Origin of the sequence: Brachybacterium halotolerans (assembly GCF_016623465.1) — a bacterium.
GTDB classification, from domain to species: domain Bacteria; phylum Actinomycetota; class Actinomycetes; order Actinomycetales; family Dermabacteraceae; genus Brachybacterium; species Brachybacterium halotolerans.
In genome coordinates this window covers 256,122-273,582 of sequence record NZ_JAEDAJ010000001.1, presented here as the reverse complement: position 1 = coordinate 273,582, position 17,461 = coordinate 256,122, and the positions used below count along the sequence as shown (strand labels likewise).

9 protein-coding genes are annotated in these 17,461 nt (G+C 73.5%); 6 read left to right on the top strand and 3 right to left on the bottom strand.

Going from position 1 to position 17,461, the window contains the following annotated elements:
- Positions 1-91: 91 nt before the first annotated feature.
- Positions 92-1,912 (bottom strand): HNH endonuclease, encoded by a 1,821-nt coding sequence (locus I8D64_RS01185; protein WP_200500685.1) that lies wholly within the window; start codon positions 1,910-1,912, stop codon positions 92-94.
- 270 nt (positions 1,913-2,182) lie between these two features.
- Between I8D64_RS01185 and I8D64_RS01180 the strand changes: the two genes are divergently transcribed.
- From I8D64_RS01180 to I8D64_RS01170, 3 genes are read left to right on the top strand one after another with little or no spacing between them, the layout of a single operon-like run.
- The gene (locus tag I8D64_RS01180; protein ID WP_200501286.1) at positions 2,183-3,193 is read left to right on the top strand and encodes a hypothetical protein; all 1,011 of its coding nucleotides are present in this window, start codon (positions 2,183-2,185) and stop codon (positions 3,191-3,193) included.
- Entirely contained in the window at positions 3,190-5,031 is a 1,842-nt protein-coding gene (locus I8D64_RS01175) for a DNA polymerase Y family protein (RefSeq protein ID WP_246482628.1), read from the top strand. Before I8D64_RS01180 ends, I8D64_RS01175 begins: the two co-directional genes overlap by 4 nt.
- 54 nt (positions 5,032-5,085) lie before the next feature.
- Positions 5,086-8,742 (top strand): error-prone DNA polymerase, encoded by a 3,657-nt coding sequence (locus I8D64_RS01170; RefSeq protein WP_200500684.1) that lies wholly within the window; start codon positions 5,086-5,088, stop codon positions 8,740-8,742.
- A gap of 26 nt (positions 8,743-8,768) precedes the next feature.
- On the opposite strand, the gene I8D64_RS01165 is transcribed toward I8D64_RS01170, so the two are convergent.
- Both I8D64_RS01165 and I8D64_RS01160 read right to left on the bottom strand, forming a co-directional pair.
- On the bottom strand, positions 8,769-11,495 hold the full coding sequence (locus tag I8D64_RS01165) for a YhgE/Pip domain-containing protein (protein WP_200500683.1): 2,727 nt from the start codon (positions 11,493-11,495) through the stop codon (positions 8,769-8,771).
- The gene (locus tag I8D64_RS01160; protein WP_200500682.1) at positions 11,492-14,320 is read right to left on the bottom strand and encodes an MMPL family transporter; all 2,829 of its coding nucleotides are present in this window, start codon (positions 14,318-14,320) and stop codon (positions 11,492-11,494) included. The genes I8D64_RS01165 and I8D64_RS01160 overlap by 4 nt, the downstream gene beginning before the upstream one ends.
- Positions 14,321-14,462: 142 nt before the next feature.
- Between I8D64_RS01160 and I8D64_RS01155 the strand changes: the two genes are divergently transcribed.
- From I8D64_RS01155 to I8D64_RS01145, 3 genes are read left to right on the top strand one after another with little or no spacing between them, the layout of a single operon-like run.
- Positions 14,463-15,254, top strand: coding sequence for a TetR/AcrR family transcriptional regulator (locus tag I8D64_RS01155; RefSeq protein WP_200500681.1), 792 nt, complete (start codon positions 14,463-14,465; stop codon positions 15,252-15,254).
- Positions 15,255-15,288: 34 nt separating this feature from the next.
- Entirely contained in the window at positions 15,289-16,065 is a 777-nt protein-coding gene (locus I8D64_RS01150) for a queuosine precursor transporter (protein ID WP_200500680.1), read from the top strand.
- Positions 16,062-17,384 carry an MFS transporter gene (locus tag I8D64_RS01145; RefSeq protein ID WP_200500679.1) on the top strand — a complete coding sequence of 441 codons (1,323 nt, stop codon included), beginning with the start codon at positions 16,062-16,064 and terminating at the stop codon, positions 17,382-17,384. Before I8D64_RS01150 ends, I8D64_RS01145 begins: the two co-directional genes overlap by 4 nt.
- The last annotated feature ends 77 nt before the right edge of the window (positions 17,385-17,461 follow it).

Genomic DNA, 17,461 nt, shown 5'->3' with positions numbered 1-17,461 from the left:
CAAGCCAGGTTACGGGGCGGGCGGGCACGGGGACAGGGAGGTTCGCGCGATGGATCCGGGCGCTGCGGGAACGCGTTCGTGCGCGGGCTGCTCACGCACTGCGTGTGCCGGGCCGCCGCTCCTCGTCACGGATCCCCGCGGCGCGTCGGCGGTCGCGCTCCCAGCGCAGGTCCTCGATCCGGTGGATCGGCGGGAGCAGGGCCGGTTCCCCGTCGGACGCATCGTCCGCGGGTGTGGTCTTGGCTGTCGCGGGCTTGGCCGATGGTGGCGTGCCCGAAGGGGTCATGCCGGATGGAGCGGCCTCGACGGGCGGGCCGCCCGGCGGGAGCCCTGCCAGGGGGCTCGGGGACACGGTCGCGGTGCGTCCGAGCTTCGATCTCCAGTGCACGCGGTGCGGCTCCGTCTCCTCACCGATCCGCTCGGCCGTCCCGAGGAGCTCCTTGGTGCTGTTGCAGTGGGCGCACAGACCCTGTCCGTCGTCGGCGCTGGTCGCGCCGCCCTGCGCGTGGGGCTGGATGTGGTCGATCTGGCGGATCGAGGATGCGCAGTAGGGCCCCGCGCAGCGGAAGTCCCGGAGCCGGACGAGGTACCCGAGCCTGGCGGGGAACGCGCGGGCGCGCGATTCCATGGCGATCAGCTCGCCGGAAGCGGGATGGGTGAACAGACGCCGGAGCGTCAGCCGGGACTCCTCGTCGAGGGGCCCCGCCGCGGTGGTCTCCGCGGGCTCCTGCGGCGGGAGCAGGTCGTCGTCGGTGAGCGTCCGGCCCTCTTCGGGCATCGCGCCGGCCGTGACGGGCACGTCCTGCACGGGGTCGTTCTCTGCGGGAGCGTTGTCTGCGGGAGCGTCGTGCGCGGCCTCGTGCTCGGGGTGGGGGAGTCGCTGGACGATCTCGTCGCGCACGGCCCGCGGCGGCACCACTCCGTAGCCCTCGATCATCGCCGGGTCGCCGTGGACCGGTGCGATCAGAGTGCGCTCCGTGATGACGACGCCGACCTCCAGGTGCACGGGGTCCATCTGCTCATCGCGCCCCAGCAGGGTGTCGGAGAAGAGGTCCGCCATGATCTGCGCGTGCGCGCGTGCATCCCCTTGAGCCGTGAGCGATTGCGCCTCGATGGTCAGCTTGCGCTGGATCGCCGCGCAGTCGAGCGCGGAGAGGTGCGCGTGGACGTGCCCCATGCCGTGCGCCCCCGGCGTGACACTCACGCCGCGCTGCATGCGCGCCCGCACATGTCGTCCGTCCTCGCCGCGGGGATCGAGGTGTTGGGCGAGGGCCGAGACCTCCCGGCCCCACTGAGCGGGCGAGGCGCCGTCGAGATCAGGCTCGCGCGAGGCGATGATCCGATCGACCTCTCGCCGCTGCTCCGGCTGGAGCGGACCGCTGCTGCGCCCGATCGCATGGGCGGCATCGAGTCCGATGCGCCCGTCGGCCAGGGCCTCGAACATGCGCGGCATGTCCCGCATGAGCCGCTTGCCGGAGTGCAGCCGCGCCGAGGCGATGGCGGGGGAGACCCGGGAGGCCATCCGGATCTCGCCGGCGACGCGGCGTCCGTGATCGCGCTCGGGGACGCCCTGCGCCGAGTCCTCCTCGCGCAGATGCTCGTCGAGGGCTGTGGTCACCCGGATCTCGAGCGCGCCGAGGGCCGAGCGCAGCTGCTCGAAGGCGGCGAGGGTGTCGGAGAGCTCGAAGGCGGTGAGATCGGCGTCCGCGGCGCCGAAGGGGCCGCCCGGATCCTTCGCGAGGTCTCCCAGCGCGTGGGCGATGTCGAGGACCTCCAGCCCGTTCCCGGGTGCCGCATCGACCGCGACCATCTCGCACACGCGCTCCGTTCCTGCGGGCGCATCGCGCAGCACGAGCTGACGTGCGCGACCAGGGATGCGGCGGGGGTCGTCCCCACCGTCCCTCATCGGCATGCACCGCATCGTGCCCGAAATGTCCATACCTCTATGCAACACCATCGCTCGCCCGAGCACCAGTGCTCGAACGCACGTTCTAGTGTGATATGCATCACTGGATAGGAAGATCGCTCCAGCTCAGATGTCGGTCCGGTGATCAAGACTCCTCGGCGACCCCGCAGTGCGAGGTCCGCACGACCGTCGGGCCCGCCCCGATGCATCGGGGCGGGCGTAGAATTCGAACGCGTGTTCGATCCCGGGTGACGGCCGAACAGGAGGAGGTGGAGCATGAGCACGCATCTGCAGATGCACGAGGCGCCGACGCAGGGGAAGGCATCGGCGCCGCACGAGGAGAGGACGCCGCCGCGGACGGCGGGACGAGGCACTCAGGAGGAGCGGCTCGCCCGCGCTCGCGCCGCGCTCGGCGCCGCCGAGCGCACCACCGCGCGCCATGGCGGGAGAATCGACCGCACCGCGTTCTCCGCCGTCAGGACAACGGGTCCCGGCGAGCCCGCGCGGCTCGGCGGACCGACCAGTCCCGACGCTCCGGTCGGCCTCGGCGGGCCGACGGGGATCGTCGGCTCCGCCGGCCCCGGGGGACCGTCCCGTCGGACACCTGCGCCCGATGCGGGCGCGGGAACCGCGCGGGTCCGGGCAGCCGACGAGCACAGCCGTGTGCCCCTGCCCCCGCCGCTCGCCCCGCTCGCTCCCTACGGATCCCTGCGCGCGGGGAGCACGGTCGCGGTCGACGGCTCCTGCTCGGTCTCCCTGATGCTCGCGATGGCCGCCGCGGCGGCGGGGGAGGACGGCTGGTGCGCGCTCGCGGGCATGCCGGACCTCGGCCTGCGCGCCGCGCGCGACGCCGGGCTCGATCTCGAGCGCCTCGCGATCGCCCCGGCCACCGCCGTCGAGGAGATGCCGCAGCTGCCGCAGCTGCTGTCCGCGCTCGTGGACGGGGTCGGCGTGCTCGTGCTCGGCCCGCGACTGCGGTTGACGGCCTCCCTCTGGCGCAGCCTGACCGATCGCGCACGGGCGCACGACACCCTGGTCCTCGCCGCCGCCCCCGTCGCCCGCGCTGACCTGCACCTGCGCGCCGAGGCGGAGTCGTGGGAGGGGCTGGGACGGGGCACCGGCCGTCTGCGCCGGCGCACCCTGAGGGTGAGCGCCGCCGGACGCGGGATCCCCGAGGGCCGCGCCGTGGACGTGGTGCTGCCCGAGGTGCACGGCCTCCTCGCCGAGGTCGCCGTGCCCGACCAGGCCGCTCCCGCCCCGCTGCGCGTGATCCGGAGGGCGGGATGAGCGGGAACGAGCTCCTGCTGCCCGGGGTCATGCCCACGGGTGAGAAGGCTCAGGTCGACGAGAAGGAGCAGGTCGACGGGGAGGACCAGGCCGGCGGGGAGGATCACGCCGACGCCCCGCCCGCGACGCGCATCGCGGCCGTCGTCGTCCCCGCCTGGCCGCTCCTCGCCGCGCGCGAGAAGCTCGCCCGGGAGAAGGTCGCCAGGGCGGGGAGCGGGGCCGGGGCCGCGGCCGGGGCCCCGGCGGAGGAGGCGTCGGCTCCCGTCGTGGTCATGGACCGCCACCGGGTCTCCCATGCCGATGCCGCCGCCCTCGCGGTGGGCGTCGGGATCGGGATGCGCCGCCGCGCCGCGCAGGCCGCGTGTCCCGAGGCCGTCGTGGTCGAGGCCGACGTCGAGCACGAGAGCGCCCTGTTCGAGCTGGTCGCGGCCGCCGTGGACACCGTCGCCGCGGGTGTGGACGTGCTGCGCCCGGGGGTGCTGCTGATGTCCGCACGCGGACCCGCCCGCCACCGCGGCGGGGAGGATGCCCTCGCCGAGGCGATCGTCGACGCGGTCGCCGAGCTCACCGGCTGGGACGCCGTCGTCGGCATCGCCGACGGCCCCTTCGCCGCGCTCCTGGCCGCGCGCTCGGGCAGGATCGTGCGCCCCGGTCGCAGCCGGGACTACCTGGGCCCGCACGCGATCTCCGCCCTGCGCGACGCGCCCGTCGGCCCCGGATGGGGACACCGCGACCAGCCCGCGGCAGACGCCGACCGCACCCGCCGCGTGGACCTCGCCGAGGTCATCGACCTGCTCGAGCGCCTGGGCATCCGCACTCTCGGGGACTTCGCGGACCTTCCCGCGACCTCGGTCGCCGCACGTTTCGGGCCCGATGTCGCCCAGCTGCACCTGCTCGCGCGCGGGGGCGAGCCCACTCCGCCCCAGGCGCACCATCCCACGCAGCCCCTCGAGGTCGCGCGCACCCTGGACCCGCCGCTCGTGCGCGTGGACCAGGCGGCCTTCGCGGCCCGGCCGATGGCCGAGGAGCTGCACGGCATGCTCGTCGCGCGCGGACTGATCTGCACGCGTCTGCGGATCCTCGCGCTCACCGCCTCGGGCGAGGAGATGGAGCGCACCTGGCGCCACGACGGCGCCCTGTCCCCGGCCGACGTCGTGGACCGCATCCGCTGGCAGTGCGACGGCTGGATCACCCGGGCGCGGCTGCGCGGAGAGCAGACCGGGCAGATCACGCGGCTCGCCCTCCAGCCCGTGCAGCTGCTCCCCGCGGGCGAGGGCGCGCCGGCGCTGTGGGGGAGCGCGGGGGAGGCCGCGCAGCGGGCCGGCCGCGCCTTCGCCCGCGCCCAGGGCCTCGCGGGGGAGGAGGCGGTGCTCGTCCCCGTCGAGGTCGGGGGCCGTCTGCTCGCCGAGCAGGTGGCGCTGGTGCCCTGGCGCAGCGAGCGGCCGACGGCGCGGCCCGGGCCGTGGCCGGGGTCGTTGCCGCGCCCGCTGCCGTCGGTCGTGCTGCGCACCCCGCCGCTCGTGGTGCTGCGGGACGCGGAGGGCGCGGAGGTCGTGGTCACCGCCCGCGCCCTGCTGAGCGCCCCGCCCGCGGTCCTCGAGGTGCCGCGGGCGGGGAGCGCGGGGGCCGACGGGATCGAGGCGCTCGTGAGCCACGGCGTCGCCGCGGGCAGGGCCCACCGCGTGCTCGCCCACGGGGCGCCCACGGTCCTCGACGAGCGCTGGTGGCGGCCCGACGGTCGACGCGCCGCCCGCCTCGCCGTCGTCATCGAGCCCGGGCGCGCCCTCGTGTTGCTCAGCCGCGAGGGCGCCTGGACCGTGGAGGGGATCCATGACTAGGGGATCCATGACGAGGAGATCCATGACGAGGGGATCGATGGCGGAGGAGTCCCGATGAGCCGCTGGTTCCTGGGGCCGCCCTCCTGGAACGACCTCGAGGCGCTGCTCTCGGACCGCCCCGTGCCGTCCGAGCGCGCGCTTCCGCCGCAGCATGCGCCGGCGGGGGAGCCGGGGGAGGGGGAGCCCGGCCCATCGGCCCCCTCGACCGATGGCGGCCCCCGCACCGACATCGCCTATGCCGAGCTGCACGCGCACTCGCACTTCAGCTTCCTCGACGGCGCCTCGAGCCCCGAGGACATGGTCGCCGAGGCCGCGCGGCTCGGGCTGCGCGCGCTCGCCCTCGTCGACCACGACGGGCTGCCCGGCGCGGTCCGCTTCTCGCGCGCCGCGCGCGAGGCGGGGCTCGCGACCGTGCTCGGCGCCGAGCTGACCCTGGGCAGCGAGCCCGGCAGCGAGCGCGCGAGCAGCACCCCCGTGCTCTCGCCCGAGCGCACCGGCGTCCCCGACCCCGAGGGCGAGCACCTGCTGGTCCTGGTGCGCGACGAGCAGGGGTACCGCGCGCTGTCGGCCGCGATCGCGCGCGCCCACCTCGACAGCAGGAAGAAGGCCACGCCCCGCTACCGCCTCGCCGAGCTCTCCCGGATCGCCCGCGAGGGGCACTGGCTCGTGCTCACCGGCTGCCGCAAGGGGGCGGTGCTGCGGGCGGTGCGCCCGCTCGTGGCCGACGGAGATCGCGAGGGCGCGGCCTGCGCGGCGCAGTGCGAGATCGCCCGGCTGCTCGAGCTGTACGGGCACGGGAACGTCGCCGTCGAGCTCATGGTCGGCGGGGACGAGCTCGACGACGAGATCCACGACGCCCTCGCCCAGGGGGCGCGCCTCGTGCGCGAGGAGACCGGTCTGGACGAGCTCACCCTGCCGCTCGTGGCGACCACGAACGCGCACTGCGCCCGCCCTGCGGACACGCGCCTCGTGGACGTCCACGCCGCCCTGCGCGCGGGCACGTCCCTCGCCGAGGCTGATGCGCACCTCCCCTCGCGGCCCGGTCACCTGCGCAGCGGCGAGGAGATGGCGCAGCTGCTCCCGCGCCATCCCGGTGCGGTCGCGGCCGCTGCGCGGATGGCCGAGGAGTGCGCGCTGGACCTGCAGCTGCTCGCTCCCGACCTGCCTCCCTTCCCCGTGCCCGCGGGGCACACCGAGGACAGCTGGCTGCGCGAGCTCGTGGAGCAGGGCGGGCGCGAGCGCTACGGCCCGCGGCCCGGGTCGGGCGGGACGGACAGGACGGGCAGGACGGGCGGGACGGGCAGGACGGGCAGGGCCGACGCGGCCGACGCGCCGGCCGAGGAGGAGCGGGTCCCCGGGGCGTGGGCGCAGATCGACCGGGAGCTGCAGATCATCTCCGGCCTGCACTTCCCCGGATACTTCCTCATCGTCCACGAGATCGTCGCCTTCTGCGAGAAGGAGGAGATCCTGTGCCAGGGCCGGGGGTCGGCCGCCAACAGCGCCGTCTGCTACGCGCTCGGGATCACGGCCGTCGAGCCCGTCGGCCATCATCTGCTCTTCGAGCGCTTCCTCGCGCCCGAGCGGGACGGGCCGCCGGACATCGACCTCGACATCGCCTCCGACCGCCGCGAGGAGGTCATCCAGCACGTCTACGATCGCCACGGCCGCGAGTGCGCCGCGCAGGTCGCCAACGTCATCAGCTATCGGGCGAAGCTCGCGGTGCGCGATGCGGCCCGCGCGCTGGGCTACGACGTCGGCACGCAGGACGCGTGGTCCAAGCGGATCGAGCGCTCCTTCCGCTCCCTCGCGGATGCCGACATCCCCGCCGACGTCGTCGAGCTCGCCCACCGTCTGCGCGACGCCCCGCGCCACCTGGGCATCCACTCCGGCGGCATGGTGCTCGCCGACCGCCCGGTGATCGAGATCTGCCCCGTGCAGTGGGCGGCGATGGAGGACCGCAGCGTGCTGCAGTGGGACAAGGACGACTGCGCCGACGCGGGCCTGGTGAAGTTCGACCTGCTGGGCCTCGGGATGCTCACCGCGATCGACCACTGCCTGCGCCTCGTGGCCGAGCACCACGGGGAGCACCACGGCCTGCGCACCCTCCCGCAGGAGGACCCGGCGGTCTACGACATGCTGTGCGCGGGCGACAGCGTGGGCGTCTTCCAGGTCGAGTCGCGCGCGCAGATCGCGACCCTGCCGCGGCTGCGTCCCGAGTGCTTCTACGACCTCGTCGTCGAGGTCGCCCTGATCCGTCCCGGCCCCATCCAGGGCGGCTCCGTGCACCCCTACATCCGCCGTCGGACGGGGGAGGAGGAGACCACCTACCTGCATCCGCTGCTCGAGAAGTCCCTGGGCCGCACCTACGGGGTGCCGCTGTTCCAGGAGCAGCTCATGCAGATGGCGGTCGACGTCGCCGACTTCACCCCGGCGCTCGCGGACCAGCTGCGCCGCGCCATGGGCTCCAAGCGGTCCACGGAGAAGATGCTCGCGCTCTCGGACCAGCTGTTCGCGGGCATGGCGCGCCACGGGATCACGGGGGAGGACGCCGAGGCGATCCAGCGCAAGCTGCTGGCCTTCGCGAACTACGGCTTCCCCGAGTCCCACGCCTACTCCTTCGCCTACATCGTGTACGCGAGCGCCTACCTCAAGTGCCACTACCCGGCCGCGTTCACCGCGGCGCTGCTGCGCTCCCAGCCGATGGGCTTCTACTCCCCGCAGTCCCTCGTGGCCGACGCCCGCCGCCACGGCGTCCTCACCCGCGGGGTCGACGTCACCGTCTCCGAGGTGCAGACCGGGCTCGAGACCGACACGGGAGGGACGGCGGACACGGGGGACACGGGAGGCGCAGGGGACGGGACGGGCCATCGCGCGTACACGCTGCCCGGCAACGAGGACGTCCTGGGCCCGGCCGCGCGGCACCGGGGCCCGGAGGGCTGGACGGACCCGGAGAAGGACGCCCTGCGCGCCGCGCGCCCGCAGGTCACGGGGGAGGCGGCGCGACGAGGACCGGTGATCCGGCTGGGGCTGACGCAGGTGCGCGGGATCGGGGAGGACAAGGCCGAGGAGATCGTGAGCGCCCGCGAGAAGGAGGGGCCCTTCGCCTCCATCAGCGACCTCGCGCGGCGGGTGCGCCTCAGCGCCCGTCAGCTCGAGGCGCTCGCGACCGCCGGGGCGCTCGACGCCCTCGCGCCCTCGCGCCGACAGGCCCTGTGGGCCGCGGGCGCTGCGGCGCAGGAGTCGCCCGACGTGCTGCCGCACCTGGCCATCGGGGCCGACGCGCCGATGCTGCCCGGGCTCAGCGACGCCGAGATCGCCGCCTCCGACTCCTGGGCCACGGGCATCACGCTCGCCGACCATCCGATGGTGCTCGTGCGCGAGGAGATGGAGGAGGCGGGCGTGCTCTCCATCCGCGGGGCGCGCGCGGCCGAGGACTCCACGCGCATCCGCGTGGGCGGGGTGATCACGCACCGCCAGCGGCCCGCGACGGCCAGCGGCATCACCTTCCTCAGCCTCGAGGACGAGACCGGGATCCTCAACGTGGTCTGCTCGAAGGGGTTCTGGTCACGACACCGGGCGGTGCTGCGCACCTCGCGCTCGGTGGTGGTCCGCGGGATCGTCGAGAACCTCACCGGGGCCGTGAACCTCGTGGCCGACGGGGTCGAGGTGCTCGGGCTCGCCGGCGCCGGGAGGTCCCGGGACTTCCACTGAGCGCGGAGGTCCCGGGACGGGCCGACTCAGGCGGCCGCGTGGGCGCCGCCGCGCGCGTGCTTCGGCGGTTTCGCGGGTTTCACCGTGCGCGCGTTCCGGGAGGCCACCAGGGTGACGAGCACCGAGACCGCGAACCAGGCGGCGATCGAGAGCAGCGTCGCGGTCGTCGAGGTGAGGGACCCTCCGAGCGAGGCGTGCACGAGGCCGCGGCTGACGATCGTGATCGGCATCAGCCCGCTCACCGACTGCAGCAGCTCCGGGGCCGTCTGCAGCGGCAGGATGCCCACGAGCACCACCACCTGGAGCACCATCAGCACGATCGAGAGGATCCTGCCGATCCGGTCCCCGAGCAGGGCGAGCAGCGCCTGGTGGAAGGCCGCGAACATCACCGCCCCCGCCAGGCACACGAGCCCCACCGCGAGCGGCGAGACCGGCGAGATCCCGATCGCCGTGATCACCGCGAGCACCGCGACGGTCTGCACGATGGCCAGCAGCAGGCCGGGCACGAGCGAGCGCAGCACGACCTTCCACATGGGCACCGCGCCGTCCAGCAGGCGCTTGGAGAGCGCGGGCATCAGCAGGAAGGTGCCGAAGGCGCCCAGCCACAGGGCGAGCGCCACCACGAACGGGAACGTCGCGGTGGCCGCGCCCGAGGCCTCGTTCGCCCGCGAGGAGAACGTCGAGATGGGCTGGGCGCCCATCGTCGACATCTTCTCGCGCTCGCCCTTGGTGTAGCTCGGGATCTGGTCGGCGCCCTTCGCGAGGCCGTCCGAGAGCTTCCCGGTGCCGTCGGAGAGCTGGTCAGCGCCGTCGGCGAGCTTGTCGTTGCCGTCGGCGAGCTTCTCGGTGCCGTCGGCCAGCCCGGAGGCGCCGTCGGCGAGGCCCTGGGTGCCGGTGACCAGCTGGTCGGTGCCGTCGGCGAGCTTCGAGGAGCCGTCCGCGAGGGTGTCCGCGCCGTCCGCGCTCGAGCGCGCGCCGTCGGCGAGGTCGGAGGCGCCGTCCGCGAGGGAGTGCGCGCCCTTCGCGCTCTTGCCGGTGCCGTCGGCGAGCTTCGTGGCGCCGTCGGAGAGGTCCGAGGCGCCCTCGGCGCTCGACGCCGTGCCGTCGGCGACCTTGGTCGCGCCGTCGGAGAGGTCGTCGACGCCGCCCGCGAAGCCGTGCAGGCCCTTGTCGAACTCCTGCAGCCCGTCGACGAGATCGGGCACCTGGGTGCTGAAGGTGTCCGCGCCCTCGGCGACCTGCTTCGCGCCCGCCGCCAGGCCCGGGTTCTTCGCGGTGCCGTCGCCCTCGAAGACCTGGGAGACGCCCGAGGTGTACTGGTCGATGCCGTCGGCGGCGCCCTGGGAGCCGGCGACGAGGCCCGGGTTCTTCTCCGTTCCGTCGCCTGCGAGGGCACCGTCGACCGCGTCTCCGTACCCGGCGACCGCCTCAGCGGCGGCCTTGCACTCATCGACGCGATCAGGGTCTCCGCACACCTCCTGCACGGTCGCCGTGGCCTTCTCCAGGCCTGGATCCTGAGCGCTGCCGTCTCCCTTCAGCCCCGTCTGGAGCTGCGAGAGGCCATCGGCGACGTCCTGCGACCCCTTGCCCAGATCATCGCCCCCGCCCTTCAGACCGGGGTTCTTCGCCGTGCCATCTCCGTTCCAGGCCGTGTCCGCGCCGTCGCCCACCTGCTCGGCGCCGTCCGCGAGCTGCTTCGCGCCCTCGGCGAGGCCGGGGTTCTTCGCCGTGCCGTCGCCGGCGATGCCCTCGGTGATCGCGTCGGCCGCGGGGACCAGGCCGGGGTTCTTCTCGGTGCCGTCGCCGCGCAGTCCGGTCTTCAGGGCGCCCACGCCGTCGGCCACGCCCTGGGAGCCATCGGCGAGGTCGTCGAGGCCGCCGGATAGCTTCTTCGTGCCGTCCGCGAGTCCGTCGGCCCCGTCCGAGAGGTCGTCGAGGCCGTCGGCCAGATCGCTCGTGCCGCTCGACAGCGAGTCGGCGCCGTCGGCGAGGGTGCCGAGCCCCGTCGCGAGGCTCTTGTTGCCGTCGGCGACGCCGTGCGCGCCCTCGGCGAGCTCGGGCGTGGAGTCGGCGAGCTCCTGGGAGCCGTCCGAGAGGTCGCCCGCGCCGTCGGCGAGGTCGCGGGTGCCGTCGGCGGACTTCTTCACGCCGTCGTCGAGCTGGTCGGCGCCGTCGGAGAGGTCCGCCGAACTGTCGGCCACCTCCTTGAAGTTGTCGTGCATGTCGTTGAAGCCGACGTACAGCTGATCGAGGTACTGCTCGGTGAACTGGCTGCCCATCGACTGCGAGGCGGCCGTGGCGACCGCGTTGCCGATGAGTCCGTCGAGCATCCCGGAGGAGTCGTCCGTGAGCACCTGCACCTGCGCCTTCGCCGCGTCGGTCGAGCCGATCGAGGCGAGGTTCTTCGAGAAGTCCTTCGGGATCACGATGATGGCCGAATAGGAGCCGTCCTTCAGCCCGTCCTTCGCATCGTCCTGCGAGGTCAGCTGCCAGTCGAAGCCCGTCTGCTGGTCCGAGTCCTTCGCGGTCGAGGGCTGGGTGAGCGCACCCGCGAGCGTGCGGCCGAGCGGCACCTTCTGGTCCTTGCCGTCGACCTTCATGGTGGCGCCCTCGTCGAGGTTCACCACAGCGGCCGGCACCCGGTCGATGTTGTCCACGCGGCCGGTCAGCGCCCACATGCCGATGCCCGCCACCAGCAGCGGCAGCAGCAGGACGATCACCAGGGAGGGGATGTGGCGGGAGAGCGTTCTCATGCGTGGGCTCCTTCCACGACGGAGGCGGAGTGGGAATGCGCGAAGGCGGCAGGGGCGGGGGAGGCGCTGCGGTGCACGCGCAGGGCCACGTGCCGGGAGGGGTCCTCGAGGGCGTCGACGACGGTCTGCTCGGGCTGCGAGGACTCGAGGCCGAGGTCCACTCGGGATCCCGTGACCACGGCGATGCCCTGGCGCATGAGCTCCTCGAGCCGGCGCACGGCGCGTCCCTGGGTGATCACGCTCGCGTGGGCGAGGTCGGTGACGAGGTCGATCACCACGATCTCCCGCGCGGCGCGGCGCGGGCTGATCTCCGCGATGCGCCCGGCGACGTCCTCGCCGGGGCCGATGCGGTGCACGCGCGCCTGGATCGCGCCGACGTCGGCGGGGGAGAGGCGATCGTGCACGGCGAAGACGCCCGAGCTGGGCGCGATGCGCCCGGAGACGAGGTCGAGGAAGGTCTCGCGGGCGGCGTCGTCCGAGCTGCGCGCGACCAGCAGCGCGCCCGGGTCGACCGCTCCGGTCAGCGGGCCCAGCACCCCGGGCTCGCCGACGAGCGGGACGATCGTGTCCTCCATGCGCAGCGCCATGTCGCCGTGCTCCTCGGTCCATCGCCGGTGCTCGAGCACCGCGCCCAGACCCTCGCCCTCGGTGTCGACCACCGGGAGCAGGCGGTCCAGCCACTTGGGCAGCCACCAGGCGTAGCGGCCCAGCAGGGCCAGGACGGCGGGCACGAGCGTCATGCGCACCACGAAGGCGTCCACGAGCACGCCGACGGCGAGCGCGACCGCGATCGGCTGCAGCATGTACGCGCCGCCGGGCACGAAGGACGCGAAGACGGAGAACATGATGAGGGCCGCGGCGATGACCACGGGCGCGCTCGCGGAGAAGCCGCGCTCGATCGCTCCGTGGGCGTCCCCCGTGCGCACGTACTCCTCGCGCATGCGGGAGACGAGGAAGACCTCGTAGTCCATGGCGAGCCCGAACAGCACGCCCATGCACATGATCGGCATGAACGCGATCACCGGGCCCACCACGTGGATGTCGAGCGCCTCGTTGCCCCATCCGTACTCGAAGACCATCGAGACCACGCCGAAGGCCGCGCCGACGCTCAGCAGGTAGCCGAGCGAGGCCTTGATCGGCACCCAGATCGAGCGGAAGACGACCATCAGCAGGATCAGGGAGAGCCCCACCACGAACACCGCGAAGGGCAGGAGCGCCTCGGAGAGGCGGTCGGTGATGTCGATCGCGACGGCCGTCTGCCCGGTGACGCGGACGTCGGAGATGTCGAGGTCCTTCTCCCACGTCGAGGAGTCGGAGCGCAGGGTCCGCACGAGCTCGGAGGTCGACTCGTCGGTCTGGGAGCCCTGGGGGATCACGACGACCACGGCCATGTCCGCGCCCTCGTTCGGGGTCGCGAGCTGGATCTCCTCGACGTCCGGAAGATCGCCGATGCGCGTCTTCAAGTCGTCGACCACGCCCAGGGGGTCGTCGGAGTTGATGATGTCGGCGGTGACCAGCAGCGGGCCGTTGTACCCGGCGCCGAACTCGTCCGCGACCAGGTCGTAGGTCTGTCGGGCCTGGGTGTCGGGCTTCTCCGTGCCCAGGTCCGGGAGGCCCAGGCGCAGATCCTTGATCGGGATCGCGAGGGAGCCCACCACGAGGATCACCACGATGATCGTGAGCGCCGGGACCTTGGTGACGATGCGGACCCAGCGGCTGCCGCCGGCGCGCTTCGCGGCGGATCCCGCGCCCTCGTCCTCGCCCTCCTCGGGCTCCGGGAGCGCGCCGCCGTTCTCCGCCATCAGGCGGCGCACGCGGCGGGGGCGCAGGTTCTCGCCCAGCAGGCCCATGATCGCCGGCAGCAGGGTGAGGGCCACGACCACGGACAGCGCGACCGTCGCCGCCGCGGCGATGCCCATGATGGTGAGGAAGGGGATGCGCGTGACGAAGAGTCCGACGAGGGCGATCACCACGGTGAGGCCCGCGAAGATCACGGCGCTGCCGGAGGTCGCGATCGCCTCGCCGATCGATTCGACGACGTCCATCCCGCGTCTGAGCTGCCCGCGGTGGCGGGAGAGGATGAACAGGGCGTAGTCGATGCCCACGGCCAGGCCAAGCATCGCGCCGAGCGAGATGGTCACCGAGGGGATCTCCATCCCCGCCGAGAGCGCCATCACCGCGAGCATCGAGACCCCGACGCCCACCACGGCGCTCACGATCGGCACGAAGGCGGGAACCACGGACCGGAAGGTCACCGCGAGGATGATGAGCGCGGCGAGCAGGCCGATGATCTCGCTCGAGCCCATCGGGATGTCCGAGCTCTGCAGGATCTGCCCGCCGAGCTCGACGCGCAGGCCGCCGGAGTTCCCGTCGTCGGAGATCTTCTGGAGCTTCTCCAGGGCGCCGTCGGCGAATCCGCCGGGACTGCCCGAGAGCTGCACGGTGCCGATGATCGCGGTGTCGCCGTCGTTGCGGGTGCCAGGGCTGTTCTCGTCGAAGGGGGAGGGCGCCGCCTCGACCCCGTCGACGTCGGCCGCCTTGTCCATCACCCGGTCGATCTGCGCCTCGTGGTCGTCGATCTTCGTGCCGTCCTCGCTGAGGAAGACGAGCTGGCCGCTCGTGCCGCTCATCTGCGGGAAGCGGTCGGCGAGCTCGTCGAGCCCCTCCTGGCCCTGGGTGCCGGGGATCTCGAACTGGCTCGAGAAGGAGCCGCCGAGGCCGACAGCGAGCCCGCCGAGGACCACCAGCAGGAGGGCCCAGACGCCCACGGCCTTCCAGCGGGCGTGGGCCATCGCGCGTCCGAGGCGGTACAGGGTGGAGGACACGGAGGGATCTCCTGACGTTCGGCGGCGGGGAGAGGGTGGGCGGGGCCGACGGGCAGTGTCGACGGAGAGGGCCGACGGACCGCGACCATGAGGTGCGCAGAGAGTCCGCTCGATACACGAATGTATCGGTAGGATGCTACCCATGGAAGCTGGACATCCGGAAGTGGCCGACCCCGTGCCGGACCTCCTGGGGAACGTGCCCGCCGGTGACGAGACCCGCCGCAAGGAGAACACCCGGTCACGGCTGGTGCGCGCCTCCGTGCAGGTGTTCGCGGAGAAGGGCCTGGACGGGGCGACCATCGACGACCTCGTGCGCGCCGCGGGATTCACGCGCGGCGCGTTCTACTCGAACTTCTCGAGCAAGGACGAGGTGTTCCGGGCCGCCTTCGCGCTCGCGACCCAGCAGGTGATCCAGATCATGCACGAGCGCGTGGACGAGGCGCGCGCCGCGCACGGCCCGCTCGGATCCGTGGCCCCGGGCGGCTCCGCCGGCGGAGTGGCCGACGAGGGCGCGCGCACCGAGGAGGCCGCGCTCATGCTCGACCTGTTCGAGGCGATGCGCCCCTTCGGCCGACAGTGGTGCCTGCTGCACACCGAGGCCGTCACCCATTCGCTGCGCTCCCAGGCCGATCGCGACGAGCTGGTCTCCCAGCGCCGGCTGCTGCGCTCGACGGTCGCGGGGGTGCTCGCCTCGACCGCCCCCGGCGTCGGCCCGCGCGAGGGGCTGGACTTCGAGGACCTCGCCCAGCTGCTGATCGGCGTGTTCATCGACCTCATCACACGCGAGCAGCTCGAGGGCGAGGACGTCTCCGCCCTCGCCTCGACGACGATCCTGGGCACGCTGCGGGCCTTCCTGCAGCCGGGCGAGGAGGCTGTGGCGGGCGCTGTCTGCGCCGGGGCCGCCGACAGGGGAGAATGCCGGACGGCCGACTGATCCGTCGGCCCCGCACCGACCCCGGAGGGACCGCATGAGCACCGCCCCGACCCCGCGCGCCGAGAGCGCGCAGATCCCCGCGAAGCGTGAGCACTCTGGACGCCCGGCCGGCGTGGCCTACGCCGACCGGGGTTCCTCGCACTACGACATCCTCGCCATGATCATGTGCGCGGTGGTGATCCTCTCGGGGATCGGCGCCGCGAAGGGCGTGTTCTTCGGGACGATCCCGGGCATTGGCTTCGACATCATCACCGACGGCGGCTTCTTCCTCTTCCCCCTGGCGTACATCGTCGGGGACATCATCACCGAGCTCTACGGGGTGCGCGCGGCGCGGCGCGCGATCATCATGGGCTTCGTCGTGAACATCCTTGCCGCGATCTGCTACCAGGTGATCATCGCCCTGCCGCCGTTCCCCGACGACTACGGGCTGGCCAAGCAGGAGGCCATCGAGATGGCGCTCGGCCCGGTGTGGATCGTGGTCCTCGCGGGTCTCGTGGGCTTCGCCGCCGGGCAGAGCGTGAACTCCCTGATCATGAGCCGCATGAAGCGACGAGCGGGGGAGCGTGGCCTCATCGGCCGCCTGTTCTCCGCGAGCGGCGCCGGCGAGCTCGTGGACACCATCCTCTTCTGCACGATCGCGGCCGCCGCGATCGGCATCACCAGCGTGGGCGACTGGGCCGAGTACACGGTGCTCGGCTTCGTCTACAAGGTGGCCGTGCAGTACGCGGTCATCCCGATCACCGCCGCGGTCATCCGCTTCCTCAAGCGCGTGGACCCGACCTACCAGGCGGCGCTGGCAGCCGCCTCATGACCTCTGCCGACACCGTCTCCTTCCCGTCCGTTCCCTACCCCCAGGGATCGCCCGGCTACCGCCGCGTGGTGGGCGCCGTGTTCCTCGCGGGCTTCGCGGTCTTCCTCGTCATGTACGACACGCAGGGCCTGCTCCCGCAGATCGGCGCGGGCTTCGGCGCTGGGGAGGCCGCGACCGGCTGGAGCGTCGCCGCGACCACGCTCGGCATGGCGCTCGGGATGATCCCGCTCAGCACGGTCGGCCTGCGCCGGGGGCTCTTCCACCGGATGCTCGTGTTCCTCGTCCTCTCCGGGGTGATCGGCCTGGCCTGCGCGCTCATGCCCTCGCTCTGGTCGCTGGTGGCGGCGCGGTTCCTGCAGGACGTCGCCGTGTCCCTGGTGCCGGCGAGCGCGCTCGCCCTGATCGGTGAGAGGATCGGGCCCGAGGCCATCACCGCCGCGACGGGCATCTACCTGGCCGGCAACACCGTGGGCGGGCTCTGCTCGCGACTGATCCCCGGCGCCGTCGCCGAGTTCGCGTCCTGGCGCTGGGCGATGGGCGTGATGGCCGTGCTGTGCCTCGCGTGCGGGCTGGGCGTCGCACTGCTGCGTCCTCGCGGAGCGGCGGCGAGCGCGGGCTCGACCTCGGCCGGGCCGGGGAGCCGGCCGACGACGGGACAGGAGCGGACCGGGGAGCGGCAGACGGGGGAGCGGGCCGTCGGCCGCACGCTCCGCGCCGCGCGGGAGTCGCTTTCGATCCCCGGGGTGCTCGCGGCCTGCGTGATCGGGGCCGCGCTGATGGCTGCGTTCAACAGCGCGTACACCGTGGTCGGCTTCCGGCTCCAGGGGCCCGAGCTCGGCCTGGGTCCCGCCGCGGCGAACGCCGTGTTCCTGCTCTACCTGCTCGGCACGTTCACCTCGGCCCGGGCCGGCAGGATCGTCGGCCGGATCGGGCTGGTGCCCGCGCTGCTGGTCTCGGCCCTCGCGGTGGCCGCGGGCTACTGGATCGCCCTGCCCTCCCAGCTGCTGTGGGTCGTCGTGGGCCTCGGCCTGATGACGGCCCTGTTCTTCCTCGGCCACTCGAGCGCCTCGGCCACGGTCGCCCGTCTCGCCCCGGCCTCGGCCCGCTCGACCGCGTCGGCCCTCTACCTCACCGCCTACTACGTGGGGGCGACGGCCGGATCGGCGCTGGGCTCCGTCGGCTACGAGCACAGCGGATGGCTCGCGGCGGCGGGGCTCGGGACCCTGTACGCGGCGATCGCGGCGATCGCCGCCCTGCTCGGTTCCCGAGCGATGAGACGACGCCGCGCGGAGGATGCGCGCGAGGAACGGCGCGACTAGGCTTCTCGGACACTCCCACGTGGGATGTGCGGTCGCAGACTCCTTCCCCTCCCCGCCTCCTCATGCCCTTCGAAAGG

Bases quoted from the DNA above. Each gene is read 5' to 3' on its own strand.
- I8D64_RS01185 (WP_200500685.1), bottom strand. From the start codon at position 1,912: ATGCCGATGAGGGACGGTGGGGACGACCCCCGCCGCATCCCTGGTCGC.
- I8D64_RS01180 (WP_200501286.1), top strand. From the start codon at position 2,183: ATGAGCACGCATCTGCAGATGCACGAGGCGCCGACGCAGGGGAAGGCA.
- I8D64_RS01175 (WP_246482628.1), top strand. From the start codon at position 3,190: ATGAGCGGGAACGAGCTCCTGCTGCCCGGGGTCATGCCCACGGGTGAG.
- I8D64_RS01170 (WP_200500684.1), top strand. From the start codon at position 5,086: ATGAGCCGCTGGTTCCTGGGGCCGCCCTCCTGGAACGACCTCGAGGCG.
- I8D64_RS01165 (WP_200500683.1), bottom strand. From the start codon at position 11,495: ATGAGAACGCTCTCCCGCCACATCCCCTCCCTGGTGATCGTCCTGCTG.
- I8D64_RS01155 (WP_200500681.1), top strand. From the start codon at position 14,463: ATGGAAGCTGGACATCCGGAAGTGGCCGACCCCGTGCCGGACCTCCTG.
- I8D64_RS01150 (WP_200500680.1), top strand. From the start codon at position 15,289: ATGAGCACCGCCCCGACCCCGCGCGCCGAGAGCGCGCAGATCCCCGCG.
- I8D64_RS01145 (WP_200500679.1), top strand. From the start codon at position 16,062: ATGACCTCTGCCGACACCGTCTCCTTCCCGTCCGTTCCCTACCCCCAG.